Source organism: Hymenobacter cheonanensis, from assembly GCF_030581075.1.
Lineage (GTDB): Bacteria > Bacteroidota > Bacteroidia > Cytophagales > Hymenobacteraceae > Hymenobacter.
This window is the reverse complement of the sequence record NZ_JAUQSW010000005.1, coordinates 199,431-223,121: the sequence shown is the minus strand read 5'-3', so window position 1 is coordinate 223,121 and position 23,691 is coordinate 199,431. Positions and strand designations below refer to the sequence as shown.

Below are 23,691 nucleotides of genomic sequence, written 5' to 3'. Positions count from 1 at the left end.
AACACCGCCGGCTAGCCGCTGGTTCGCTCACTCAGGAGTTAGCCAGCCCCTTCAGCTCCTGCAATTTCAGCAGCGCCTCAATGGGCGTAAGCGTATTGATGTCCAGCACTTGCAGCAGCTCGCGCAGCTGCTCCAGCTTGGGGTCGCCGGGCTCAAACATGCTGAGCTGAATCTTGGGCGCCGAGGCCACGGCCGTGGTGGCGCGGGGCCGGGGCTGGGCGCCGGCCCGGGGCTGCTCGTCGAGGCCGGCCAGTAGCTCGTCCAGCTCGGTGGGCGCGCCAGTGTCCGGGGTTTCGGCCAGGCCGGTTTGGGTGCGCTCCTGCTCCAGGTGGTGCATTATCTCGTTGGCGCGCAGCACCACGGCGGGCGGCATGCCGGCCATGCGCGCCACATGAATGCCGAACGAGTGCTCGGAGCCACCGGGCCGCAGCTTGCGCAAAAAGAGCACGCGGCCATCGGCTTCCTGCACGGCCACGTGGTAGTTGCGCACCCGCGGGCAGTCGTCGGCCAGTTGATTAAGCTCGTGGTAGTGAGTGGCAAACAGCGTTTTAGCCCGCGCCTTGGGGTTGTTGTGCAGGTGCTCCACAATGGCCCAGGCAATGCTGATGCCGTCGTAGGTGCTGGTGCCGCGCCCGATTTCGTCCATCAGCACGAGGCTGCGGTTCGAGAGATTGTTCAGGATGCTGGCCGTTTCGGTCATCTCCACCATGAAGGTGCTTTCGCCCTTGCTGAGGTTATCGCTAGCCCCCACGCGGGTAAAAATCTTGTCGATGATGCCGATGGTGGCCTCGTCGGCGGGCACAAACGAGCCAATCTGGGCTAGCAGCACAATGAGCGCCGTCTGGCGCAGCAGCGCCGACTTACCGGCCATGTTGGGGCCGGTTATCACCACAATCTGCTGGTCGTCCTGGCTCAGGCACAGGTCGTTGGGGATGTAGCTTTCGCCGGGCGGCAGCTGGCGCTCAATCACCGGGTGGCGCCCGCCTTTAATATCCAGCGTCGGCCCGTCGTTCACGGTGGGCCTAGCATAGCGGTACTGCCGCGCCGTGGCCGCAAACGAGGCCAGGCAGTCGAGCACGCCAATGGCGCGGGCGTTCTGCTGCACCTGGCTCACGAAGTCGAGCGCGGCCAGCACAACTTCCTGGTAGATACGGCTTTCAATGACAAATAACTGCTCCTCGGCATTGAGAATCTTCTCCTCGTAGGTCTTCAGCTCCTCGGTTACGTAGCGCTCGGCGTTCACGAGGGTTTGCTTGCGAATCCACTCGGGCGGCACCTTGTTTTTGTGGGCATTACTGACTTCAAGGTAGTAGCCAAACACCTTGTTATAAGCCACTTTCAAAGATGAAATACCCGTGGCTGCCTGCTCGCGCTGCTGCATTTTCAGCAGAAAGTCCTTGCCCGAGAAGGCTAGCCCCCGCAGCTCGTCCAGCTCGGCATCCACGCCATCCATGATGACGTGGCCCTGGTTAGTGAGCAGCGGCGCATCGGGCCGGATTTTGGTTTGAATTTCCTTGCGCAGCGAGGTGCAGGGGTTGAGCTGGTCGGCCAGCTTTTCCAGCGCCCGCACGCCCGAGGCGGCCAGCTTTTCGCGTAGCGGCGCAATGCTTTCCAAGGCCCTGGCCAGCTGCAAAAGCTCGCGCGGGTTCACGCGGCGCACGGCCACTTTCGAGATAAGGCGCTCTAAATCATTGATGGGGCGCAGCTGGGTTTGCACTTCTTCCAGCAGCTCGGGGTCGGCCACCAGGGCCGCCACGGTGTCGAGGCGGCGCTGAATCTGGCTGACTTCCTTCAGCGGCAGCACCACCCATTTGCGCAGCAGGCGGGCACCCATCGGCGTCAGGGTTTGGTCGAGAATGTCGATGAGCGGCACGCCGCCGGGGTGCTGGGCCTGCACCAGCTCCAGGTTGCGCACCGTGAAGCGGTCGAGCCACACGTACTTGTCCTCTTCGAGGCGCCCTAGCGAGGCTACGTGCTGAATATCAGTGTGCTTGGTTTCGGCCAGGTAGTGCAGAATGCAGCCGGCCGCAATCACGCCTTCCCGCAGGTTATCGACGCCGAAGCCCTTGAGCGAAGTAGTGCGGAAGTGCCGCGTGAGGGTATCGTGGGCGTAGTCGGGGCCGAAAACCCACTCATCAAGCGCGTAGGTGCAGAAATCGGGGCCGAAATGACCTTCAAACTCGCCCCGGTTGCGCTTGCAAAACAGCACCTCGGCGGGCCGGAAGTTTTGCAGCAGCTTGCCTAGGTAGTCGATGGTGCCCTGTGCCACCAGAAACTCGCCGGTGCTGATGTCCAAAAACGAAATGCCGCCCTCCGTTTTGCCGAAGTGCACGGCGGCGAGGTAGTTGTTCTGGCGGCGCTCCAGGGTGTTGTCGTGCAGGCTCACGCCGGGCGTCACGAGTTCGGTGATGCCCCTTTTTACTAGGCCCTTGGCTTGCTTGGGGTCTTCGAGCTGGTCGCAGATGGCCACGCGCTGGCCGGCGCGCACCAGCTTGGGCAGGTAGGTATCGAGCGAGTGGTGCGGAAAGCCGGCCAGCGCCACCTCGCTGGCCGTGCCCGCGCCGCGTTTGGTGAGCGTGATGTCGAGGATGCGGGCGGCCGTAACGGCGTCTTCGCCAAAGGTTTCGTAAAAGTCGCCCACCCGAAACAGCAGCACCGCGCCCGGGTGCTCCTGCTTCAGTTGGTAGTACTGGCGCATGAGTGGCGTCTCGGCCACCGCGGCGGGCTTGATGTGGTCGGGCCCCAGCGACTTAATGGCGAACTTAGACGAGGCGGCGGGAGCAGGAGCGGTAGACAAGGCAGAAGCGCGAACTTTGGGGCTCGCCGTTTTCAATCAGTAAATTAAATTAAGCGTCTGTCTTTGCGAGCGCAAAGACAAATGGGGCTTGCAAAACCTCTTTCGCGAGCCACAAAGTTCGCCCTACTTCCATGCGCAAACTCACGATGCAGGAGATGAACCGCCTGCCGGTGGCCGATTTTAAAGCTACGCCCAAAAGCCCGGTGGTGCTGGTGCTCGACAATGTGCGCTCGCTGCACAACGTGGGCGCCGTGTTTCGCACCGCCGATGCCTTTGCGCTAGCCCACCTCTACCTGTGCGGCGTTACGGGCCGGCCGCCGCACCGCGAAATTACCAAAACGGCCCTGGGCAGCACCGAATCGGTGGCCTGGACGCACACCGCCACCACCCTGGAGGCCGCCCGGCAGCTGCTGGCGGCCGGCTACCAGCTCGTGGCCGTGGAGCAAACAACGGGCTCGGTGCCGCTACCGCAGTTTCGGCCCGCGCCGGGCCGGCCGCTAGCCCTGGTGCTGGGCAACGAGGTGTTTGGGGTCGATGATGAGGTGCTGGCCCTGTGCGAGGCCGCCGTGGAGATTCCGCAGCTCGGCACCAAGCACTCGCTCAACGTGAGCGTGGCGGCGGGCGTGGTGCTGTGGGATGTGCTGCTTAAGATGGAGGTTTTTGTTTGAAAAGCGCGGCCGTGAAGCTTGAAGAGAATTTGCATTTTTGCTGATTTTTTCAGGGAAAATTGATAGCCCTCATTTCAGAAATTTGTTTATCTTTGAAGCCTGCGCTCACAACTCTTTTTTGTACCTAATTCCTTTTCTATGACGTTGTTTTCTACCCGTTTGGGCTACCGTACCTTGGCACTTGCTGCGGCACTGGCACTGCCCGGCCTGGCGGCGGCCCAGCAGGCCCCCGCAGCCGTGGCAGCCTTCACTGCCCGGGCCAAGGCCCAGGGCCTGAGCGCCGGCGATGTGTCTAACCCACTAGTTACCAATACGTATACCGATGCCAGCACCGGCATCACGCATACCTACTTGCAACAGCGCGTGAACGGGCTGGTGGTGTTCAATGCCACCGGGGCCGTGCACACCGACAAAACGGGCAAGGTTATTTTTGCGGCGCAGGACTTTGTGACCAATGCCACGGCCAAGGCCGGCGCGCCCACCCCTACGCTCACGCCCGAGCAGGCCGTGGTGGCCGCCGCGGTAAGCCTGGGGCTGCCCCGGCCCGTGGGCCTGCGCACCGTGGTAGAAGCCCGCGTGGCCGACGGCATGGTTTTCAACAACGGGGGCATTTCGGAGGAGAACATTCCGGTGCGCCTCCTGTACACCCGCCAGAACGATAAGCTGGTGCTGGTGTGGGAGGTAAGCATTGCCCAGCTCGACCAGGAGCACTACTGGAACGCCCGCATTGATGCCGCCACCGGCCAGCTGGTAGATAAGAATGACTTCGTGACCCACGAGGCCACCACCTTCCGCCAGCAGCAGCAGCACGCCGCGGCTAGCCGCCAGCAGGCCCTGGCCTTTGCGCCGGCCGCCGCCAAATCGGTGCTGAGCACCACCGCGCCGGCCAACAGCCTGACCGTGGTGCCGGTGCCCTACGAAAACCCGCTTATTGCGGGGCGCAGCAGCGTGCTGCTAAGCTCGGCCAATGCGCTGTACTCGCCCGTGGGCTGGCAGGTAGAAGAATCGAAGGTGCCCACGGGCTTTTTTGCCGATAGCTACTCACTGGCCTCTAGCGGCAAGTACCTGACGCGCGGCAACAACGTAGCCGCTTTCGACAACTACAGCAATACGGCGACCGCTAACCTCAATTCCCCTACTTCCTCGCCCGACGGCGGGCCGACGCTGACTTTCGACTTCCCCTTCGACCAGACCAAGGGCTCGCGCGACCCGGGCAACCTGGCCTCCGGCATCACCAACCTGTTCTACTGGAACAACATGCTCCACGACGTGATGATGGCGCATGGCTTCGACGAGGTGTCGGGCAACTTTCAGTACAAGAACCTGACGGCCCTGGGCAAGGGCAACGACTACGTGCTGGCCCAGGCCCAGGACGGTAGCGGCCTCGACAACGCCAACTTTGCCACCCTGCCCGATGGTACCAGCGGCCGGATGCGCATGTACCTGTTTCAGAATCAGAATGCTAACGTACTGACCGTGACGGGCCCTAGCACGGTGGCCGGCGCCTACAAGTTCACGGCCGTTTCCTTCGGGCCGCGCCTTTTCAAGAAGCCGCTGGCAGGTAAGCTTGTGCTCGTCAACGACGGCGTATCGGCCGATGGCGGCGACCACGGCTGCGCCACGCCCTTCGTGAATGCGGCCGACGTGTCGGGCAACATTGCCTTTATTCAGCGCGGCGGTTGCCCGCAGCTCACCGGCCTCAGCCCCCGGGCCAACAACCAGTTTGCGCCCAAGGTGAAGCGGGCGCAGGCCAACGGCGCCACCGGCGTTATCGTGTTCGACTCGCTGGCCACCACCGGCCTCACCGCGTTTGGCGGCACCGATACGGTGGGCATTCGCATTCCGGCCATCTTCATCAGCGGGGCCGACGGCTTTAAGCTGCGGGCCGCCTTGCAGGCGGGTGGCACCATCAACGTAGCGGCGGCGCTAGGCCCCGACTTCGACGGCACGTTCGACAACGGCGTGGTATCGCACGAGTTTGGCCACGGCATCAGCAACCGCCTCACCGGTGGCGGCTCTACCACCTGCCTCGACAACACCACTGGCAACCAGACTATGGGCGAAGGCTGGAGCGACTTCTTTGGCCTCTGGATGACGACCCTGCCCAGCGACATGGGCAGCACCAAGCGCTACTCGGGCGCCTACGACAATAGCCTTGGCCCATTCGGTATTCCAGGCTTCCGCCATAAGCCCTACACCACCGATATGTCAGCCTCGGGCAATAACTATACTTATGCCCAGCTAGGCCCTAACATTAACACGCAGTTCAGCGAGACTCATGATGTAGGCGAAGTATGGTGTAGCGTGCTCTGGGACCTGAACTGGGCCATGATTAGCAAGTACGGCTACAACGCCGATTTCTTCGCCAGCACCACCGGCGGCAACAACAAGACCCTGAAACTAGTGCTCGATGGCTGCAAGCTGCAAGTATGCCAGCCGGGCTTCCTCGATGGCCGCGACGCCATTTTGCGCGCCGATACTTCTACCAACCGCGCCGCCAACGCTGACCTCATCTGGAACGTGTTTGCCCGCCGCGGCATGGGCTACAGCGCCAAGCAGGGCGACCGCGTGAACGGCCAGCCTAAGGTAACGGGCATTGTGCAGGCCTTCGACCTGCCGCCCCAAACCAAGGTTATCCCCTTGGCCACTGCCACGGGCGTAACCACCAGCGCCAGCCTCGAAGCCTACCCCAACCCGGCCCAGGACCGCCTCACGGTGCGCACGCAGCTGCCCAGCGCCGCTCCCATGCGCGTCACGGTGCTCGACCTGCTCGGCAAAACGGTGCTCTCGACTACGGTGCCCACCGCCCAGATGCAGCAAAGCGGCGTAGAGCTGAATACCAGCCACCTCGCCACCGGCCTCTACATTGTGCGCGTAGCCACCACCGAAGGCAACTTCACGACCAAGGTGACCATTCAGCACTAAACGGCCCTAGCCGCCACTGCACAAAAAAAGCCCGGCTGAAGCCGGGCTTTTTTTGTGCAGTGGCCTATAAAAATTATTAATATTTACTTAATAACATTACATTTGCCCTAAGTGAATATATTTTTTAAGCTTGTCAAAAAAACTATCCTAGTTTTTCTTTCTTCCAACCCTTTTCCTTTTTCACGAATGAAGCTTTTACTTACCCTGTCTTTGGCTGCGATTGTCGGGCTCAATGCTTGTAAGAAAATAGATAGCGACCAACCCACGCCGACACAGAGCCAACTTAATAGCACCGCTGATGTGTCGTGCAATCACGAAATGTACTCTTACATACCATTAATCAAGGATGAGTCCAAACAAAACTCTTTGAACAACACAAGCTTTCCCCAAACTTACTACCGTCTGTCAAATAGCGCTGTAACGAAGAAGATATATGCTTCGTTTGCCTATCCGTTATGCATCAACTTGTATCATGCGGACTTTATCAGATTTTATCTGACAAAACCAGACGGTCAGGAACTGTATATGGGAAGCGTTGACCCACATCTAGTAGATGGTTTGCTGATAGAACTTCCTCTTGAGGTATTCAACGGTGGAGCCTACTCTTCAGCGTACGATTCACAAGTAGGTCGTTACTCTTTGAAACTAGAGTATGGCATGGGCACTTATTCTCCTTCAAATATTTATGAAAAATCTAGCGATGCTTACATCACTAGCACATATAACGGTGGAGCGGGTGGTGCAGAATGATTGCTTACTATGCACTAGTTAAGCCTGCGTAGTACGCGCACAAAAAAAGCCCGGCTTCGGCCGGGCTTTTTTTGTGCGCGTACTACGCAGGCTTATGGCTACTTCCGACTCTCCTACCCGCCCCGAGGCGGCGCTGCTGGCCCTGCGCCCGGCCATTGCCGGCCAGCCGGCCGCCATTCCTACCCCTGGCACTGTGGCCGACTTTCAGCAGCAGGTGCTGCGCCCGGTGCTCAAGCTGCAGCACGCGGTGCTGCTAGCTACCGTGGCCGACTTTGCCCGCGACTACCGCCTGCCCCTGGCCACCGCCGCCCCCACCGAGGCCACGCGCCTGCTTACCGAGCTGCTGGCCCGCAATGCCCGCCTGCGCGCCACCCTGGCGGGGCTGGCCGTGGGCCTGCTCACCGCGCCCGAGCTGGCCTTCTACCGCCAGCACCGCCCCGAGCTTACGCGCCGCCTGCTCGGCCTGGCCGAGCAGCGCGTGCTCAGCAGCGTGCCCGAGTTGCTTACTTACCTGCCCACCTAGCAAAACAGCGCGCCGCCCGGGGTGAGCAACGCGCTGTTTTGGAAGTTGGTGGCGGCTAGGGGCTAGTCGTAGCGCGAGTCGCGCAGTTGCACCGGCCCCTTTTTGCTTTTGCGGCGTAGGCGCATATTCAGCAGTTCTACTATCAGCGCGAAAGCCATAGCAAAGTATAGGTAGCCCTTTTCTACTTCCTTATGGACAGCTTCCAGCACGAGCATAAAGCCAATTGCGATGAGGAATAATAACGCCAGCATTTTAATAGTAGGGTTGCGATTCACAAAGTCGGCCACCGTGCCGCTGAAGGCCAGCATAATGCCCATGGCGCAGATAACGGCGGCTATCATCACCAGCACGTTGTCGACCAAGCCCACAGCCGTGAGGATGGAGTCGAAGCTGAACACGATGTCGATAACGATGATTTGCAGGATAATTGCCCCCAGTTTGGCATGGGCCTTATTGGTAGTTTCCTCTTCCTCTTCGCCCTGCAGTTTGGTATGAATCTCCGTGATGCTCTTGTAAATCAGGAACAGGCCGCCGGCCAGCAAAATCAGGTCGCGCCCGCTCACACCAAAGTTTTCGAGTATGGGCGGAATATTAATGGTGAACAGCGCCGAACGCAGGCTCACAATCCAGGAGATGCTCATGAGCAGCCCAATGCGAAACAGCAGCGCCAGCAGCAGCCCGATGGTGCGGCCCCGCGTCTGCTCGCTGGGGGCTAGCCGGTTGACGGTGATGGAGATAAAGATGATGTTGTCAATCCCCAGCACGATTTCCATCAGCGTGAGAGTGAGCAGGCTAACCCAGGTTTGCACCTGCGAGAAAGCCGCAAAATGCTCGGAAGAAAAAGCAGCGAATGGTGACAAACGGCAGGTAGTAAGGTAGGTAAAAGTGAATGAAGGGTGAAAAATACGGCGGCCGGCGGCATTGGCCCGCCGGCCGCCTGGTACTCAATCGCTGTTTGCGCGCATTCGTTACGATTTCATATTCACAAACTGGAGCGGCTGGCCGTTGTCGGTGCGGCGCAGCAGGGCAATCACAGCCTGCAAATCGTCGATTTTCTTGGCCGAAACCCGAATCTGGTCGTCCTGCATCTGGGCCTCCACCTTAATTTTGCTATCCTTGATGGTCTTGATGATTTTGCGGCCCGCGTCCTTATCGACCCCGGCGCGCACTTTCACAGTTTTCTTCACCAGCGTGCCGCTAGCCTGCTCCTCGGCCGTGAAGTCGAGGGCCGTGCCATCAATGCCCTGCTTCACGATGCGCGTGAGCAGAATATCCTCCAGCGCCTTGATGCGCATCGAGTTTTCGGAGCTGAGCAGCACGGTATTATCCTTTTTATTCAGCTCGATGCCGCCCTTGGTGTCGCGCAGGTCGTAGCGCGTAGCCAGCTCTTTTTTGGCGGTGTTGATGGCGTTTTCCAGCGTTTGCGGGTCTACTTTGCTGACGATATCGAAGGAGGGCATGAGTAAGGTAAGATTAAGTAAAACGAGGCGGCGGCCGCTAGCCCCGGTCGGCCGGGCAAAGGTAGGGGTGCCCGGCAGCGAGTTGGGGTGCATCTTCGCCGCCCCGCTCTTCAACGTAAGGCAATTTTTCGCGTTTTCCGCTTCCTTTTCCTATGCCGCAAGCACTCCCTGATTGGCCCGCCCTGGTAGCCCACTACAACCGCATCAACCGCTACGGCCAGGCCAATGGCATGGCCCTGACGGTGCCCGCGCCCGGCCAGGCCGAGTACCGCATGGTTATCGGGGAGGCGCACTTGTCATCGCCGGGCACGGCGCACGGCGGCGTGCTGGCCGGCCTTATGGATGCCGTGCTAGGGGCGGCGGCGCTCACTCAGGCCTTCACGGCCGGCGAGCTGGTGTCGACGGTTGAGTTCAAAATCAACTACTTGCGGCCCGTGCACCTCGGCGATGAGCTGCGGGCCGTGGCGCAGGTCGAGCACGCGGGCAAGTCTATTATGGTGGTGAGCGGCACCATTTACCGGCAGGCAGCCGAAGCCGGCGAAGACCCGGCCGTGGCGCAGGGCCTGGGCACGTTCAACCGCTACCCGGCCAGCAAAAAGAACTTGTAGCGAGGCAGCGTAAGCGCCATAAAAAAGGAGGAGTTGCCGCCGGTTTCACCAGCAGCAATTCCTCCTTTTACCTTTCTACTGCTTAACCAATTACAGCACGGCGCTCACCGACTGTGCGGCGGCGCTCGGCTCGTAGTCGCCGTCTTCGTCGCCGGTCATGGTGGGGGCGGCTACCTTGCGCACATTGCGGGCACAGTCTTCGTCGCGGTGGTTGCGGCCCACCGTAAACTCGACCCAGTCGCCCTCGCGCAGGTCGTTGAAGTCGCCTTCCGATAAATCGGCGTAGCTGAAAAACAAGTTGTTGGGCGGCATCACCACGAAGCCAAACCCGTTTTTCAGGTTTTTGATGGTGCTGATGCCGATGGTGCCTACCGGGCCGGCGGCCGTGGGGCCGGTGGGGCGCACGCCGCGGCTAGCTGCCGCTGCGGCCACCGCCGCTGCTGAGGCAGCCGGTGCGTAGCTCTGGCCGTTGGTGTGGGCGGCGGGCGCCGAGGGGGCCGCCACGCTGGCAAACGCGGCGGGCTCGCTCTGCGTCACGAACATGTTCTCCACTACCTCGTCCTGCTCCTGCAGGCCGCGGTCGATAACGGCGTGCATGGCCACCGGGTAGGTAGCCTGCTCGAGCAGGTGCTGCGAGGCGCGGGTTACGCGGGTTTCGCCCTTAAAGTCTTCGTACTTAAAGTCCCAGTTAAGCAGCATCACGCGGGTACCCACCGTGTTGAGCTTACGAATGAGGGGCACGTAATCGGAGTCGCCCGCGATGAGTACCACCACATCGAGGGTTTTGTGCAGCGCCATTTCGAGGGCTTCTAAGCTCAGCCACACGTCGATGCCTTTCTCTTGCAGGCGGCCGTCGCGGGTTTTGAGGGGCATGTAGTGCGTGCACACGCCCAGGTTCATCAGAATATCGTCGAGCAGGCGGTCGTGAAACAGGCGGTCTTTGTCGCGGGCTTCGGTGGCCGAGAGGCGACCCCGGAAAAAGTGCGAAGTTGTAATCTGCGCCAGGCGCACGTCCACATCTTCTTCTTCGGCTACCTGGTGGCGGATAAATTCGTGCAGGCCTTCGAGGCTGATGCGGGCCTTGCGCTCGTGCTGGAAATAGTAATAATCGCTAATTTTAAGAAAATAATTGCCGTCGTAAAAAACGCCGACCCGGATGAGCGGACTATTCATCTGGTTCATAAAAACTGGTAAGTTGGTGGGGGTAAAAATTTGAGAATGGGGTAGCAGTTGAAATAAAGTAGGCGGGCTAACTGCCCGGCGAACTAACACAGTAAGAATAAGCGACTGACGGGGTGCCCGGGCCTAGGTGAGCCGAGCTGTTATACTATACACCAGGATACTTTTACCGCCGCCGTATCATTCGCTCTGATGCGAAGCTAAGGCAGGACAAGTACATACACAAGTTATTCATTTTAAAACCCAATCCGCCCGATAGCCAGCCCCAGAACCAGCAGCCCGTAGCCCACGCAGATGGCCGCCTCCATCAGGTTGCCCGCCTTGGAGCCGGTGCTGAGCAGCGGAATGCGAAAGCAGAGGGAAATAGGACGCAACCACTGCACGCCGGCCTTGGTAAGCGTGTCGGCCAGCAGGTGCGAGGCGTAGCCGGCGCCGGCATAGTGGGCTATGCCGCGCCAGCCCAGGCTACGGTTGGCCAGGTAGCCGATGTAGGTCCAGAGCAGCGTGGCCCAGATAGTGTGCGTCCAGGTGCGGTGGCCGGTGAACGGCGCCAGGCTGATGAAGGCCCCTAGCAAACTCAGCCACACAAACTGCGCGTAGAGGCCCGCCAGCACCGTGGCTAGCCCCGTAAAAAGCAGCGCCAGCTTGCGGGCTGAGCCGCCCTGCAGCGCCACGCCCACCAGCGCGAAGGCCAGCCCCGCAATGTAGGTGAGGCGCTGCTCAGGCCCGGGCACCTGCTGAAAATACCCGTAGGCGCCCAGCCCCAGCGCCGCCGCGCCAAAAGCCCAGCGCACGTAGCCGTGTACGAACCCTAGCCGATGGCTGAGCTTGCTGTCGGGGTGGTCGAGGTCGGGGGCGAGGGAGGAGAAGCCCGCCAGCGCAATGCCGGCTACCGAAAACGGAATTTGGGGCACGAGGCTAGCCACGGCTAGGCCCGTAATGAGGCCAATGGCCAGGTGAGCAGAACCGCGCAACTACTTAACTACTTACTGCTGGGGAGATTCGAGATTATTGAGGCGGCCTTCGTGCTTGCGCAATTGGTCGTCGTGCTCCAGCAGGCGATTGAGGAAGGGCTCCAGCGCCCGAATGGTAGCCGTCCCAATCTGCTCGGGCATGGCTTTCAGGTCTTCGCGCATAGCCTTTATTTCGGTACGCACTTCTTTTAGCTCCGAGCGCACTTCGTGCATTTCAATAATTAATTCGGCCACGACTTCAGGTAGGTCACGCGGATTCATATCACTACTATACTAAAAATCTTGGCCCAAGTTACGGCGGAAACTTTCGGAGCTTGGCAGCGGTATTAACCCAGCGCCTAGCCCGACCGGAATTTCCCCGGCCGGGCTGGCCGTTTTTTAGTTGTCCGTTAGCAATATCCTGTGCAAGTAGCTGATTTTCTTCGTCTTTATCGCCTCGACGCCGAGCTGCAAACCCTGAGCGCGCGCTTGCTAGCCGCCTACCAGCCCGCCGAGGCCGGCCGCCCGGCCGACGATGCGGCCCGCGGCGGCGAGCTGCGCGTGCAGCTGCGCGGCCTGGTGGGCTCGCAAGATGCCGTAGTGGCGGCGGCCAGCGCCCACTTTGCGCACCCCAACGTGTTCGTTTTGCACGACAAGGACGAGGCGGCGCTCTTTATGGCCGACCTGCGCCACCTGCTGCCCGAGGGGCCGGAAGCGCTGCTGTTCCCCAGTTCCTACAAGCGGCCCTACGAGTTTGACGAAACCGAAAACGCCAACGTGCTGATGCGCGCCGAAGTACTTAACCAGCTCAATGCCAGCCGGCAGGCTGGCGTGGCGGCACTGGGGGCGGCGCCGCTCATCGTAACCTACCCTGAGGCGCTGAGCGAGAAGGTTATCAACCGCCAAAGCTTGGTACAAAACACGTTTTCGGCCAAGGTGGGCGACAAGCTGGACGTGAATTTTCTGGGCGAGCTGCTAGGGCAGTACGACTTCGAGAAGTCGGATTTTGTGTACGAGGCCGGGCAGTACGCGGTGCGCGGCGGCATCGTAGACGTGTTCAGCTACGCCAATGAGCTGCCGTACCGCATCGAGCTGTTTGGCGACGAGATTGAGAGCATCCGCACCTTTAACCCCGAAACCCAGCTTTCGGTAGAGCCGCGCCAGAGCGTAAGCATTATTCCGAACGTGCAAACCAAGCTCTTGCAGGAGCGGCGCGAGTCGTTTCTGGAGTTTTTGCCGCGCACTAGCTGCCTGTGGGTCAAGGATATGCGCCAGACGCTGGATGTGGTAACGGAGTTGTTTGACAAGGCCGAAAGCAACTTTAAGAAGGTACTGGAAGAGGCTGGCGGCATGCAGATTGTGTCGAAGCCGGCCGACTTGTTTGAGAACGGCAAGAGCCTGAAAAAGTGCTTCGACGAGTTTGCCGTTGTGGAGTTTGGTAAGCGGTTTTACTTTAAAAGTGCCCAGGAATTCAAGTTTACGGCCAAGCCGCAGCCGAGCTTCAACAAGGATTTTGAGCGCCTGCTGAAGAATATCCGGGAGAATAAGGTGCGCGATTTCACCACCGTTATCGCCGCCGACTCGGTGCGTCAGGCCGACCGGCTGCGCACGATTTTCGACGAGCTAGACCCCAACGTGCAGTTTCAGCACCTGCTCATTGCCCTGCGCGAAGGCTACGTAGACGAGCAGCTAGGCCTGGCTGTGTACACTGACCACCAACTGTTTGAGCGCTACTACCGGGCGCAGGAAACCAAGAAGTTTTCGAAGAAGAAAGCCCTGACGCTGCGCGAGCTGAAAACCTTGCAGCCCGGCGATTACGTGACGCACCAGGACTATGGCATTGCCCGCTTCGCGGGCCTGACGCAGATTGAGATAAACGGGCACGTGCAGGAGGCCATCCGCCTGGTGTACCGCGATGATGACGTGCTGACGGTCAGCATTCACGCCCTGCACAAGATAGCTAAGTACAGCGGCGCGGAGGGCGCGCCGCCCACCATGAGCAAGCTGGGCTCGCCGGAGTGGGAGAACAAGAAGAAGTCGGTTAAGAAGAAGGTTAAGGACATTGCGGCCGACCTTATCCGGCTGTATGCCAAGCGAAAAACGGCGCCGGGCTTCGCCTTTTCGAAGGACGGCTTTATGCAGGCCGAACTGGAATCGAGCTTCATTTATGAAGACACGCCCGACCAGGCCAAGGCCACGGAGGACGTGAAAAACGACATGCAGCAGCCCCACCCCATGGACCGACTGGTGTGCGGCGACGTGGGCTTTGGCAAGACGGAAATTGCCATTCGGGCGGCCTTTAAGGCGGCGGCCGATGGCAAGCAGGTGGCGGTGCTGGTGCCCACGACCATCCTGGCGATGCAGCACTACAAGACCTTCCGCGACCGGCTAGCCAACCTGCCGGTGACGGTGGAGTACATCAACCGTTTCAAGTCGCCGAAGCAGGTGAAGGAGACGATGGAGCGCGTGGCGGCGGGCCGCACCGATATTCTCATCGGCACACACGCGCTAACTAATAAGAAGCTACAATTCAAGGATTTGGGCTTGCTCATCATTGACGAAGAGCAGAAATTCGGCGTCAAAACCAAGGACAAGCTCAAAGAAATCAAGGTGAACGTGGATACGCTCACGCTCTCGGCCACGCCGATACCGCGCACGCTGCACTTTTCGCTGATGGGCGCCCGCGACCTGAGCGTGATTGCCACGCCGCCGCCCAACCGCCAGCCCGTAACCACGGAGCTGCACGTGTTCGACGAAACCCTGATTCGCGATGCCGTGGCGCGCGAGCTGAAGCGCGGCGGGCAGGTGTTTTTTGTGCACAACCGGGTGAGCGACATCATCGAGGTAGCCGCCATGATAGTGCGGCTGGTGCCCAATGCCCGGGTCACGTTTGCCCACGGCCAGATGGAAGGCGAGGAGCTGGAAAAGCGCATGATGAAGTTTGTGGAGGGCGAATTTGACGTGCTGGTTTCGACCAACATCATCGAGAGCGGGCTTGATATTCCAAATGCGAACACCATCATTATCAACCGGGCGCACCTGACGGGCCTCAGCGATTTGCACCAGATGCGCGGCCGCGTGGGCCGCTCGAACCGCAAGGCCTACTGCTACCTGCTGACGCCGCCGGTAGCCAACCTGCCCTCCGATGCCCGCAAGCGCCTGCACACACTGGAGGAGTTTTCGGACCTGGGGGCGGGCTTCAACGTGGCTATGCGCGACCTCGACATTCGGGGCGCGGGCAACCTGCTAGGGGGCGAGCAGTCGGGCTTCATCAACGACCTGGGCTACGAGGCGTACCACCAGGTGCTGGATGAAGCGGTGCAGGAACTGAAGGAAACCGAGTTTCGGGACCTGTTTCTGGGCGAGGGCACGGCCGGCACCAGCCAGCAGCGCCTGCAACTGGCGGCCGGCGCGCTCAGCCAGGGCGCCAAGGAAACCCAGATTGAGACTGATTTGCCGGTGCTCATTCCGGATACCTACGTCAACAACGTGTCGGAGCGCCTGCAGCTTTATGCCAAGCTCGACCGCGCGCAGAAGCCCGAGGAGCTGGCCAAATTGGTGGCCAGCATGACCGACCGCTTCGGCCCGCTGCCCGAGCAGGTGCAGCAGCTCGTGGATATTGTGAAGCTGCGCTGGCAGGCTAGCCGCCTGGGCTTCGAGAAGCTGACCTTGAAGCGCGAAACGCTGCGGGCCTACCTGCCCGCCGGCGCCGGGCACGAGGCCTACTTCCAGGGCGAGCAGTTTGGGCAGATTCTCAACTTCGTGCAAACCCACCCGCGCACGGCCCGCATGAAGGACCAGAAAGACAAGCTGCAAATCACCATCGATGGCATCAGGAACGTGGGCATGGCCCAGCGCCTGCTCGTGGAGCTAGGGGCCGCCGAAATGGTATTGGCTTGAAACCAGTACCTTAGCAAATAAAAAGCCCGGCCAATGGATATTAATAAACGCTTCGACCAATTAGAGAGCCTGCTGGTGGACCTGGCCCGCAAGCAGGACCAGCAAGCGGAGCAGATTGCGCGCATTCTGCAAATACTTGGTAATCACGGTGAATCTATCAACAGCCTGGGTGAGCTTTTAAATGGCCAAACCGAGGTAATCCATAGCAACACGGAGGTACTGAACAGCCACACCGAGGTACTGCACAGCCTGGCAGAAATTGCAACTCGCCATACCGCCAGCCTGGAGCGGCAGGAAATACGCCTGGATGCCGTTGGCGACCAGATTGGCGACATTATCAATATCCTGAAAATATCAGAGGCCCGCCACACCGAAACCGAGCAGCGGCAGGACGTGCTGCTGGCTGAAATCAAGACCCAGGGACAGCGGCAAGATGTGGCCGTGGAGGCCCTGCGGGTGCTGCTGAAGCGCCAGGAAAGCACGGACTCGCGCCTCGATGGCGTGGTACAGACGCAGCTGCAAATGCTGCAGCTGATGCGGGCAGATGCCGATAAGGTAGATGGCCTGGCCCAGCGCCTGCCCGGCGTAGAAGGCCAGGAGCCCCGCATCAAGCGCCTGGAAGACAAAGTGTTTCGGGCGGCCAGCTAGGGGCATTTTCTACCCGAGGCATAAAAAAGCCCGCCGCCGGATGTTGCACCCGGCGGCGGGCTTTTTTTGCGAAGCCGTGGCAGCAGCTTACTTCGTTTTGGGAGCCACGTAGATGGTGGCTTTGCCCTGGCTAGGGTCGCCGGCTAGGCTCACGCCCTCGGTGGCAATCTGGAAATTGCCGCCGCCGTCGGCGGTGTAGAACAGGAACTCGCCCTGGCCCTTAATGTCGGTGCTGAACTCGGGGTCCCAGTAGAGGGTGAGGCGGCGGGCGTCGGAGGCGGGCGCATTGAGCACGGGCGCGCCGTAGCGCGGCTGGTAAAACTCCTTGGCCTGGTAAAAGCCGGGCACCTTTATCACCAAAATGCCGGGGCTAGGGCCTTTGTCGGCGCCCCGGTAGTTTTTGTCGCCGCGCTTGGTGTACACGGCAATTACGCCGCCGTTGGCCCCGTTGCCGAACATGGCCGCCTCGGGCCCTTTAAATACCTCTACGCTCTCGACCTGATTGGCCGGGATGGAGCTGATGGCCTGGTCATCAACCTTCATGCCGTCGAGGATGAAGATAGGCGTGCCCGCGCCCCGAATCTGCACGCTCATATCGGGGGGGCTGCCGGTGATGGTGAGGCCGGCCACGCGCCCTTGCAGCACCTGAAAGATGCTGAGGCCCGACTGCGCCGAGAGGTTGTTGGCAAAGTCTACGACGGTATTGGCCACCGCGCCGTAGAGGCGGCGGGGGTCATCGCGGGCCACCAGCTCCTTCTTGCCCGTCACGGCCACGTTGCCGAGCTGCACGTTGCGAATGTCGCCCTGGGGGCGGTTCTGGCGCTCCTGCACCTGCTGCTGGCGGCTGCGGCGCAGGTAGTCGGCCACGGCGGGCGAGGCGGCAGCCAGGGGCGGCAGCGGCGGCAGGGGCGCCCCAAAGGTGGGCGGCCCCAGGTCGGGCCGAATCATGACGTTGGAGCCGCCCGTCTGGCGGCGGGCCTGCAAGGTTACCACCGACGTATCGCGCCCCGGAAAGCCGGTGAAGCGGAAGCGCCCCTCGGCATCGGTGCTGGCAGTGAGCACGCTGCGCGTGGGCTTGCTCTGGATGAAGGTGAGCTGGCTGTTCGGAATGCCATTCTGGCCCATGCCCGTAACCCGGCCCGCGAGCGTGATGTCCTGCTCGACGGCGTAGGGAAAGGCCGGGCGGCCGGGGCCCAGCACCTGCTTCCACACGTAGCGGCGCCAGCCCTGGGTGAGCAGCAGGTTGTCGAGGGCCTGGGTGGTTTCGGCGGTGTTATTCTGGAAGTAATACGTCGGGTTTTCGACGTAGCCGGCCAGGTCAGAAGTTAGCAGCAGGTTGGTGGCCACGTTGCCGCCCTCGGGGTCGAGGCCAGCGGCGCCGGCCTCGGCCACGGTTACCGAGAGGTGGGTGGCCACGGGCTGGCCGGCGGCATCCTGCACCTGCACCTTCACGTGCACGGGGTCGTGGGGGGCATAGGCGGCGCGGTCGGGCGTGAGCACCACCTTCAGGGCGGGCGGCCCGTTCAGCACGAAGGCCAGGCGCTCGGCCTGCACGCTGCTCTGGGCATCAAACAGCGTAAGGTGCAGGATGCCACTGGGGTAGCGGGCTTTGGTAACTTTCCAGGTCACGGGCGCGCCATCATCGGTGATGGGGCGCGGCACCAGGCCCACGAGGTAGCCCCGCACCTCGGTGAGCAGCATTACGGGGCCGGGCACCGGCGCGCCGGGCACACCCTTGTAGCGGGCCTCCACGGTGTAGCTATCGCCGGCGTCGGCCACGTGCAGGCTGTAGCCGGTGGGCTGCACGGCGGGCAGCGGGTAGTCGGCGCTGGTGCCATCGGGCAGCTTCACGCGGGCGTGGTAGCGCTGGCCGGCGGCGGGCGTAAAGCTGACCCGGCCCATGCCCGCGTGCGGCGCCGCAAAGGCCGGGCCCACGGCCTTGCCCTGCTCATCGAGCACCTGGCCGCTGATGGCCGCCCCGCGCCCGGTGGCCGCCTGCGCCTTAATACCCACGGTGGCGGGCAGCCCCGCCACCAGGGTGCCGCCTTCGGGGAAGAACTGCACATCGACCTTGCCGGCGGGCAGGGTACCTGGCCCGGCGGCCGTTTTCGTACTGATGGGGGCCAGCGGCTCCGAGGCCGCTTGGTCGGGTGAGGCGGGCCACACTTGCAGCTGGCGCTGAAACACGTAGTCGGGGCCGGCATTGAGCATCCAGGTGGTGTAGGCGCGCAGCAGGTAGGTGCCGGCCACCAGGCTGTCGCCCAGCTCAATATCGCCGGCGGCGCGGCCGCCCACCAGGCGCAGCGTGCGGCGCGCTACCACCTGGCGTTGCGGCGAGAGCAGGTCCACGTGCAGCACCTTGCTCAGCGTATCGGGCCGGTGGCGCAGGGCATCGACCACGTAGGCGCTGAGCCAGATGGTTTCGCCGGTGCCGTAGGCGGGGCGGTCGAGGTGCAGGTAGGCTTTTTCGGGCAGCGTGGCGGCGTAGTAGGCGCTCAGCTTCTCGGCAATAATGCGGATGGGATTTTCGTCGGTGGGCAGGCGAAAGGCCATCAGCGACAGCGCCCCCGCCACCGGCACCAGCCACGCGCCCAACCGCTTGATTATGGGTGCGTTGGTTGAATTTTTATCAATCATAGTAATCAGCTAAAGCAGCGCTGGCCCCGCGCACTTCTAAACCTACGCCGGGCCGGATAGCGAAAGTATGAAGCAATGGCTCAGCTAGCCCCCATTGCGCTAAAAAGCCCCGGCGCGTGGGCACCGGGGCTTTTTATATCGTCTTCACGCTCATCTACTTTTAGTCGCAGCCCTCGGGGCCGCAGGCGGGGCCGTTGGCCAGCATAGTAGGCTGGGCTTTGGGGTGCGCCTCGGCCCACACTTTGTCAAGCACCTCGGCAAATACTTCGCTGGGCTGGGCGCCCGACACGGCATATTTATCGTCGAAGACGAAGAAGGGCACGCCGCGCACGCCAATTTGCTGGGCCTCGTACTCGTCGCGGCGCACTTCGTTGGCGTAGGTGCCGGCCGCCAGGGCCTGGCGGGCCGCGGCGGCATCGAGGCCGATTTCGGCAGCGAGGCTAGCCAGGGTGTCGAGCGAGTTCAGGTCCTGGCCTTCGAGGTAGTAGGCGGCAAACAGGCGCTCCTTCATGGCGCCCTGCTGGCCCTGGTGGGCCGCAAAGTGGATGAGCTGGTGCGCTAAAAAGGTATTGGCCGGAATAGTCTTGTCGAAGTCGTAAGCTAGGCCTACTTCCTTGGCTATCTGCGTCATCTGGTCGCCCATGCGGCGGCCTTCAGATTCGGATACGCCTTTTTTCTTGGCTAGCGAGGCGTGGATGCTCTCGCCGGGCACGGGCACAAAATCGGGGGTGAGCTGAAAGCTTTTCCACTCGATTTGCACATCGTCGCGGTGGGCAAACTGGCCCAGGGCGTTCTCAAACTTGCGCTTGCCGACATAGCAAAAGGGGCACACCACATCGGACCAGATTTCAACTTTCATAGGAAGACAAGGCTAGGGGATGACTGGAAAGGCACGAAGCCGCGCGGGCGGCAAAATGTTTGGTTTCCTGCCTGCTCAACACCCGGCCAGCCGCCCGCGTTCGGCCCGCCGGGGCTAGCCGGGGCGTAACCTTCGGCCGGGCGGCGGGGTTAAGGAAGACGTATTTTTTTGTCTTTGTCTTTCTTAACTTATGGAATATCAGAAATTAGGCTCGTCCGACGTCCGCGTGTCGCGCATCACTTTTGGCAGCTGGGCGGTCGGCGGCTGGATGTGGGGCGGCACCGAGCAAAACGACGCCGTGGGCGCCATTCACGCCGCCTACGACCTGGGGGTGACCAGCATCGACACGGCGCCCATTTACGGCATGGGCCTGAGCGAACAGATTGTGGGCGAGGCCATTAAGAGCCTGCCGCGCGACAAGGTGCAGGTGCTCACCAAGTTTGGTATGCGCTGGGACGAGGCCAAGGGCGACTTCGCCATGAAGACCAAAAACAACGACGGCCAGGACGTGGACGTGTACAAGTATGCTAGCCGCGATAGCATCATCAAGGAGTGCGAGGACAGCCTCAAGCGCCTGGGCACCGACTACATCGACCTCTACCAGCAGCACTGGCCCGATGTGACGACGCCGATAAGTGAAACGATGGAGGCTGTGCAGCGCCTCATCGAGCAGGGCAAGGTGCGCGCCGCGGGCGTCAGCAACTACTCGGTGGCGCAGTTGGAAGAAGCGGAGAAGACCATCAAGCTAGCCAGCAACCAGGTGCCGTACAGCATGTTGCGCCGCGACATTGAAAAAGACGTGGTGCCTTACGCCCAGCAGCACCACCAGGGAATTCTGGTATACAGCCCCTTGCAGCTAGGCCTGCTCACCGGCAAAATGAAGCCCGGCCAGCATTTCGACGCCAGCGACCTGCGCAGCACTAACAAGCTGTTCAAGCCCGAGGCGGTGACGAAGGTCAACGAGTTTCTCAATAAAATCCGCCCTCTGGCCGAAACCAAAAACGCCACCCTCGGCCAGCTGGTGCTGCGCTGGACGCTGGCGCAACCCGGCATTACGGTGGCGCTGGTGGGCGCCCGCAACCCCGAACAGGCCGTGCAAAACGCCAAGGCGATAGACGTGCAGCTGAGCTTCGAGGAGCTTGATTTTATTAATAAGCAGCTGGCGGGCTTGCAGTTGCCGGGCTAGCGTGCGGCCCCACCCCCGGCCCCTCCCCTGCGGGGGAGGGGAGCCTGACGCAAGCCAACGTCAGCAGACGACTGGCTCCCCTCACCCGCAGGGGAGGGGCCGGGGGTGGGGCTATACGGAAGGCGGGATTATCAAACCGAAAAAGGCCGGCCGCTCTACCACGAACAGCCGGCCTTTTTCGCTAAATATGGGCTAGCCCACGCGCACCACAATCTTGCCGAAGTGCGCGCCGCTGCCCATGTGGGCCAGGGCGTCGGGCACTTTATCGAAGTCAAAAACTTCGCTGATAACGGGCTTTAGCTGATTGGTATCGAATGCCTTGAGCAAGTCGCTCAGCATCTGGGTGCTGCCTACGTAAATGCCTTGCAGGCGCTGCGTGAGCAGCGGCACCATGCGCAGGTTGGGCGCCTCGTCGCTGGGCGACACCTGCCCGATTTGAAACACCGTGCCGCCCGGCTTAAGGGCGCGCAGCGAGCGGGCCATCTGGCCGGCCACTTCGAGCACGTAGGTGGCGCCTTCGCCCTGGGTCAGCTCACGCACTTCATCCTCCCAATTGGGCGTGGTTTTGTAGTTGATGCCGTGGTCGGCACCCAGGGCTTTCGCCTGGGCCAGCTTCTCATCCGAGCTGGAGGTGATAATAACCTGGGCACCAAACAGCTTGGCGATTTGGAGACCAAAGACGGACACGCCGCCCGTGCCTTGCAGCAGCACCGTATCGCCGGGCCGCAGCTGGGCCTGCGCTACCAGCGAGTGCCAGGCCGTGACGCCCGCGCAGGGAAAGGCCGCTGCTTCCTCAAACGAGAACGAGTCGGGCACCTTCACTACCGCGCTTTCGGGAAAGGCCACGTACTCGGCCAGCACGCCGTCGGTGCTGCCGCCCAGCGAGCGGTGCACCTTGGCGGCCGTGAAGGCGCCGTCGGCCCAGTCGGGGAAGAAATTGACAGCCACGCGGTCGCCGGGCTGAAACCGGGTGACGCCCGCGCCCACCGCCGTAACCACGCCGGCCGCGTCGCTGAACGGAATCATGGGCAGCTTTTCGCCGGGGTAGCCAAACCAGCCGTTGGCCAGGGCCCAGTCGCGGTAGTTGAGCGACACGGCTTTAATTTGAATTTTCACCTCGTAGTCGCGGGCGGTGGGCTCGTCGTAGTCGCCCAGCTTGAAGTTGGCGAGGCTCTTGGGGTCGTGCAGTTTATAGGCTTTCATAGGGAATAAGCAGGGCCAGGCGGCCCCGATAAGGGAGCCCTAATAACAGCGCTATCCCCAGAAGGTCTACTGATATTAACACGCCCGTCATGCAGAGCGCAGCGAAGCATCTCGCTCGCATCGTTAGGTTAGCAATCCTAGCGGCGAGAGCGAGATGCTTCGCTGCGCTCTGCATGACGGGCATTTGGGTTGGGCAAAGCTTAACACGCGCTAAGTAGCCGGGCGGCGGTAGTTTTGGCCCTCTTCTCTGCCGCTGCCATGCCCCTGCCCTACCGCCGCCTCGTTGTCAAAATCGGTTCCAACGTGCTCGCCCAGCCCAATGGCCTGCCCGACGAGGACCGCATGGCCCAACTGGTGGCCCAGATAGTGGGCCTCAAAAACCAGGGCTTGGAAATCATCCTCGTATCGTCGGGCGCAGTGGCAGCGGGGCGCAGCCTCATCACGCTGCCGCCCAAGGCCGATGCCGTGCGCAGCCGCCAGCTGCTGGCCGCCGTGGGCCAGGTAAAGCTGCTGAGCCTCTACGCCGCGCTGCTGGCCCCGCACGGCCTGCTGGGCGCCCAGGTGCTGGTGACCAAGGAGGACTTCCGCGACCGCCAGCACTACCTGAACATGCGCAACTGCTTCCAGGAATTGCTCCAGCAAAACGTCATTCCCATTGTAAACGAAAACGATGTGATTTCGGTAACCGAGCTGATGTTTACCGACAACGACGAGCTGGCCGGGCTGGTAGCCAGTATGCTCAATGCCGATGCGCTCATCATCCTGAGCAACGTGGACGGTATTTTTGACGGCGACCCTAGCCAGCCGGGCGCGCAGGTTATCCGCCAGATTGCGCCGCACGACACCAGCTTTGCCGAGTTCATCACGGCCACGCGCTCGCAGTTCGGGCGCGGCGGCATGCTCACCAAGTGCTCTATCGCGCACAAGGTGGCCGGGCTGGGCATCAGCGTGCACATTGCCAATGGAAAGAAGGCCGATATTCTACCCAATATCCTGGCTGATAGCGCTATCAATACCTGGTTTCAGCCCAGCAAACGCGCGTCGGGCACCAAGAAGTGGCTAGCCCACGCGCAGGCCGCGCAGGCCACCGTGCACGTAAACGCCGGCGCCCGCGCCGCCCTGCTAGCCCCCGCCAAGGCCACCAGCCTGCTGCCGGTGGGCATTACGCGCATCGAAGGCGATTTCCAGAAAGGCGACCTCATCCGGCTCGTTGATGAGGCCGGCCACGCGCTGGGCCTGGGCCTGGCCGAGTACGGCGCCGACAAGGCCCGCGAGCGCCTGGGCCAGCACGGCCAGCGCCCGCTGGTGCACTACGACTACCTGTTTCTGACCGAAAATGTAGGGTAGGCGTTAGCTTGCCTTTCCCGCCAGTAAAGAGGCAAGCCAACGCTTACC

At 61.6% G+C, this 23,691-nt stretch carries 18 protein-coding genes; 9 read left to right on the top strand and 9 right to left on the bottom strand.

The features are described 5' to 3' along the window. Positions 1–31: 31 nt before the first annotated feature. Entirely contained in the window at positions 32–2,698 is a 2,667-nt protein-coding gene (mutS, locus tag Q5H89_RS11945) for a DNA mismatch repair protein MutS (RefSeq protein WP_305019665.1), read from the bottom strand. Between the two features lie 230 nt (positions 2,699–2,928). Between mutS and Q5H89_RS11940 the strand changes: the two genes are divergently transcribed. The 4 genes from Q5H89_RS11940 to Q5H89_RS11925 all read left to right on the top strand — a co-directional run bounded on the left by Q5H89_RS11940 (position 2,929) and on the right by Q5H89_RS11925 (position 7,663). Beyond that, positions 2,929–3,465, top strand: coding sequence for an RNA methyltransferase (locus Q5H89_RS11940; RefSeq protein WP_305019547.1), 537 nt, complete (start codon positions 2,929–2,931; stop codon positions 3,463–3,465). Between the two features lie 138 nt (positions 3,466–3,603). Beyond that, positions 3,604–6,390 (top strand): M36 family metallopeptidase, encoded by a 2,787-nt coding sequence (locus Q5H89_RS11935; protein WP_305019546.1) that lies wholly within the window; start codon positions 3,604–3,606, stop codon positions 6,388–6,390. 186 nt (positions 6,391–6,576) lie between these two features. Beyond that, a complete protein-coding gene (locus Q5H89_RS11930; protein WP_305019545.1) occupies positions 6,577–7,140 on the top strand; it encodes a hypothetical protein in 564 nt (187 codons plus the stop codon). 94 nt (positions 7,141–7,234) lie between these two features. Further along, the gene (locus tag Q5H89_RS11925; protein ID WP_305019544.1) at positions 7,235–7,663 is read left to right on the top strand and encodes a hypothetical protein; all 429 of its coding nucleotides are present in this window, start codon (positions 7,235–7,237) and stop codon (positions 7,661–7,663) included. 62 nt (positions 7,664–7,725) lie between these two features. On the opposite strand, the gene Q5H89_RS11920 is transcribed toward Q5H89_RS11925, so the two are convergent. Then, on the bottom strand, positions 7,726–8,523 hold the full coding sequence (locus Q5H89_RS11920; protein WP_305019543.1) for a TerC family protein: 798 nt from the start codon (positions 8,521–8,523) through the stop codon (positions 7,726–7,728). Between the two features lie 108 nt (positions 8,524–8,631). Next, on the bottom strand, positions 8,632–9,123 hold the full coding sequence (locus Q5H89_RS11915; protein WP_305019542.1) for a YajQ family cyclic di-GMP-binding protein: 492 nt from the start codon (positions 9,121–9,123) through the stop codon (positions 8,632–8,634). Between the two features lie 152 nt (positions 9,124–9,275). Between Q5H89_RS11915 and Q5H89_RS11910 the strand changes: the two genes are divergently transcribed. Beyond that, complete coding sequence (locus Q5H89_RS11910) at positions 9,276–9,731, top strand: PaaI family thioesterase (protein WP_305019541.1); 456 nt, start codon at positions 9,276–9,278, stop codon at positions 9,729–9,731. 90 nt (positions 9,732–9,821) lie between these two features. On the opposite strand, the gene Q5H89_RS11905 is transcribed toward Q5H89_RS11910, so the two are convergent. The 3 genes from Q5H89_RS11905 to Q5H89_RS11895 all read right to left on the bottom strand — a co-directional run bounded on the left by Q5H89_RS11905 (position 9,822) and on the right by Q5H89_RS11895 (position 12,145). Beyond that, positions 9,822–10,913 (bottom strand): NYN domain-containing protein, encoded by a 1,092-nt coding sequence (locus Q5H89_RS11905; protein ID WP_305019540.1) that lies wholly within the window; start codon positions 10,911–10,913, stop codon positions 9,822–9,824. Between the two features lie 233 nt (positions 10,914–11,146). Next, positions 11,147–11,884 (bottom strand): metal-dependent hydrolase, encoded by a 738-nt coding sequence (locus Q5H89_RS11900; protein ID WP_305019539.1) that lies wholly within the window; start codon positions 11,882–11,884, stop codon positions 11,147–11,149. A gap of 12 nt (positions 11,885–11,896) precedes the next feature. Next, a complete protein-coding gene (locus tag Q5H89_RS11895) occupies positions 11,897–12,145 on the bottom strand; it encodes a hypothetical protein (RefSeq protein WP_305019538.1) in 249 nt (82 codons plus the stop codon). Positions 12,146–12,286: 141 nt separating this feature from the next. Here Q5H89_RS11895 and mfd point away from each other — a divergent pair, with 141 nt between their 5' ends. Both mfd and Q5H89_RS11885 read left to right on the top strand, forming a co-directional pair. Further along, positions 12,287–15,763, top strand: a complete 3,477-nt coding sequence (mfd, locus tag Q5H89_RS11890; protein WP_305019537.1) for a transcription-repair coupling factor — start codon at positions 12,287–12,289, stop codon at positions 15,761–15,763. A 33-nt stretch (positions 15,764–15,796) separates the two neighbouring features. Next, complete coding sequence (locus Q5H89_RS11885; protein ID WP_305019536.1) at positions 15,797–16,411, top strand: hypothetical protein; 615 nt, start codon at positions 15,797–15,799, stop codon at positions 16,409–16,411. Positions 16,412–16,498: 87 nt separating this feature from the next. Here Q5H89_RS11885 and Q5H89_RS11880 read toward each other — a convergent pair whose 3' ends face one another. Continuing rightward, complete coding sequence (locus tag Q5H89_RS11880; protein ID WP_305019535.1) at positions 16,499–19,048, bottom strand: TonB-dependent receptor plug domain-containing protein; 2,550 nt, start codon at positions 19,046–19,048, stop codon at positions 16,499–16,501. 160 nt (positions 19,049–19,208) lie between these two features. After that, positions 19,209–19,907 (bottom strand): DsbA family oxidoreductase, encoded by a 699-nt coding sequence (locus tag Q5H89_RS11875; RefSeq protein WP_305019534.1) that lies wholly within the window; start codon positions 19,905–19,907, stop codon positions 19,209–19,211. A 190-nt stretch (positions 19,908–20,097) separates the two neighbouring features. Between Q5H89_RS11875 and Q5H89_RS11870 the strand changes: the two genes are divergently transcribed. Continuing rightward, on the top strand, positions 20,098–21,093 hold the full coding sequence (locus tag Q5H89_RS11870; RefSeq protein WP_305019533.1) for an aldo/keto reductase: 996 nt from the start codon (positions 20,098–20,100) through the stop codon (positions 21,091–21,093). A gap of 192 nt (positions 21,094–21,285) precedes the next feature. Here the strand turns inward: Q5H89_RS11870 and Q5H89_RS11865 are convergent, their stop codons facing one another. After that, a complete protein-coding gene (locus Q5H89_RS11865; RefSeq protein ID WP_305019532.1) occupies positions 21,286–22,296 on the bottom strand; it encodes a zinc-dependent alcohol dehydrogenase family protein in 1,011 nt (336 codons plus the stop codon). Between the two features lie 258 nt (positions 22,297–22,554). On the opposite strand from Q5H89_RS11865, the gene proB reads away from it, so the two are divergent. Continuing rightward, a complete protein-coding gene (gene proB, locus Q5H89_RS11860) occupies positions 22,555–23,643 on the top strand; it encodes a glutamate 5-kinase (RefSeq protein WP_305019531.1) in 1,089 nt (362 codons plus the stop codon). Positions 23,644–23,691: the final 48 nt, after the last annotated feature.

Excerpts from the sequence above, each read along its gene's own strand:
- Q5H89_RS11895 (WP_305019538.1), bottom strand. The coding sequence starts at position 12,145 with ATGAATCCGCGTGACCTACCTGAAGTCGTGGCCGAATTAATTATTGAA.
- proB (WP_305019531.1), top strand. The coding sequence starts at position 22,555 with ATGCCCCTGCCCTACCGCCGCCTCGTTGTCAAAATCGGTTCCAACGTG.
- Q5H89_RS11885 (WP_305019536.1), top strand. The coding sequence starts at position 15,797 with ATGGATATTAATAAACGCTTCGACCAATTAGAGAGCCTGCTGGTGGAC.
- mutS (WP_305019665.1), bottom strand. The coding sequence starts at position 2,698 with ATGCGCCAGTACTACCAACTGAAGCAGGAGCACCCGGGCGCGGTGCTG.
- Q5H89_RS11940 (WP_305019547.1), top strand. The coding sequence starts at position 2,929 with ATGCGCAAACTCACGATGCAGGAGATGAACCGCCTGCCGGTGGCCGAT.
- Q5H89_RS11935 (WP_305019546.1), top strand. The coding sequence starts at position 3,604 with ATGACGTTGTTTTCTACCCGTTTGGGCTACCGTACCTTGGCACTTGCT.
- Q5H89_RS11915 (WP_305019542.1), bottom strand. The coding sequence starts at position 9,123 with ATGCCCTCCTTCGATATCGTCAGCAAAGTAGACCCGCAAACGCTGGAA.
- Q5H89_RS11905 (WP_305019540.1), bottom strand. The coding sequence starts at position 10,913 with ATGAACCAGATGAATAGTCCGCTCATCCGGGTCGGCGTTTTTTACGAC.
- Q5H89_RS11865 (WP_305019532.1), bottom strand. The coding sequence starts at position 22,296 with ATGAAAGCCTATAAACTGCACGACCCCAAGAGCCTCGCCAACTTCAAG.
- Q5H89_RS11875 (WP_305019534.1), bottom strand. The coding sequence starts at position 19,907 with ATGAAAGTTGAAATCTGGTCCGATGTGGTGTGCCCCTTTTGCTATGTC.
- Q5H89_RS11925 (WP_305019544.1), top strand. The coding sequence starts at position 7,235 with ATGGCTACTTCCGACTCTCCTACCCGCCCCGAGGCGGCGCTGCTGGCC.
- Q5H89_RS11910 (WP_305019541.1), top strand. The coding sequence starts at position 9,276 with ATGCCGCAAGCACTCCCTGATTGGCCCGCCCTGGTAGCCCACTACAAC.
- Q5H89_RS11870 (WP_305019533.1), top strand. The coding sequence starts at position 20,098 with ATGGAATATCAGAAATTAGGCTCGTCCGACGTCCGCGTGTCGCGCATC.
- Q5H89_RS11930 (WP_305019545.1), top strand. The coding sequence starts at position 6,577 with ATGAAGCTTTTACTTACCCTGTCTTTGGCTGCGATTGTCGGGCTCAAT.
- Q5H89_RS11880 (WP_305019535.1), bottom strand. The coding sequence starts at position 19,048 with ATGATTGATAAAAATTCAACCAACGCACCCATAATCAAGCGGTTGGGC.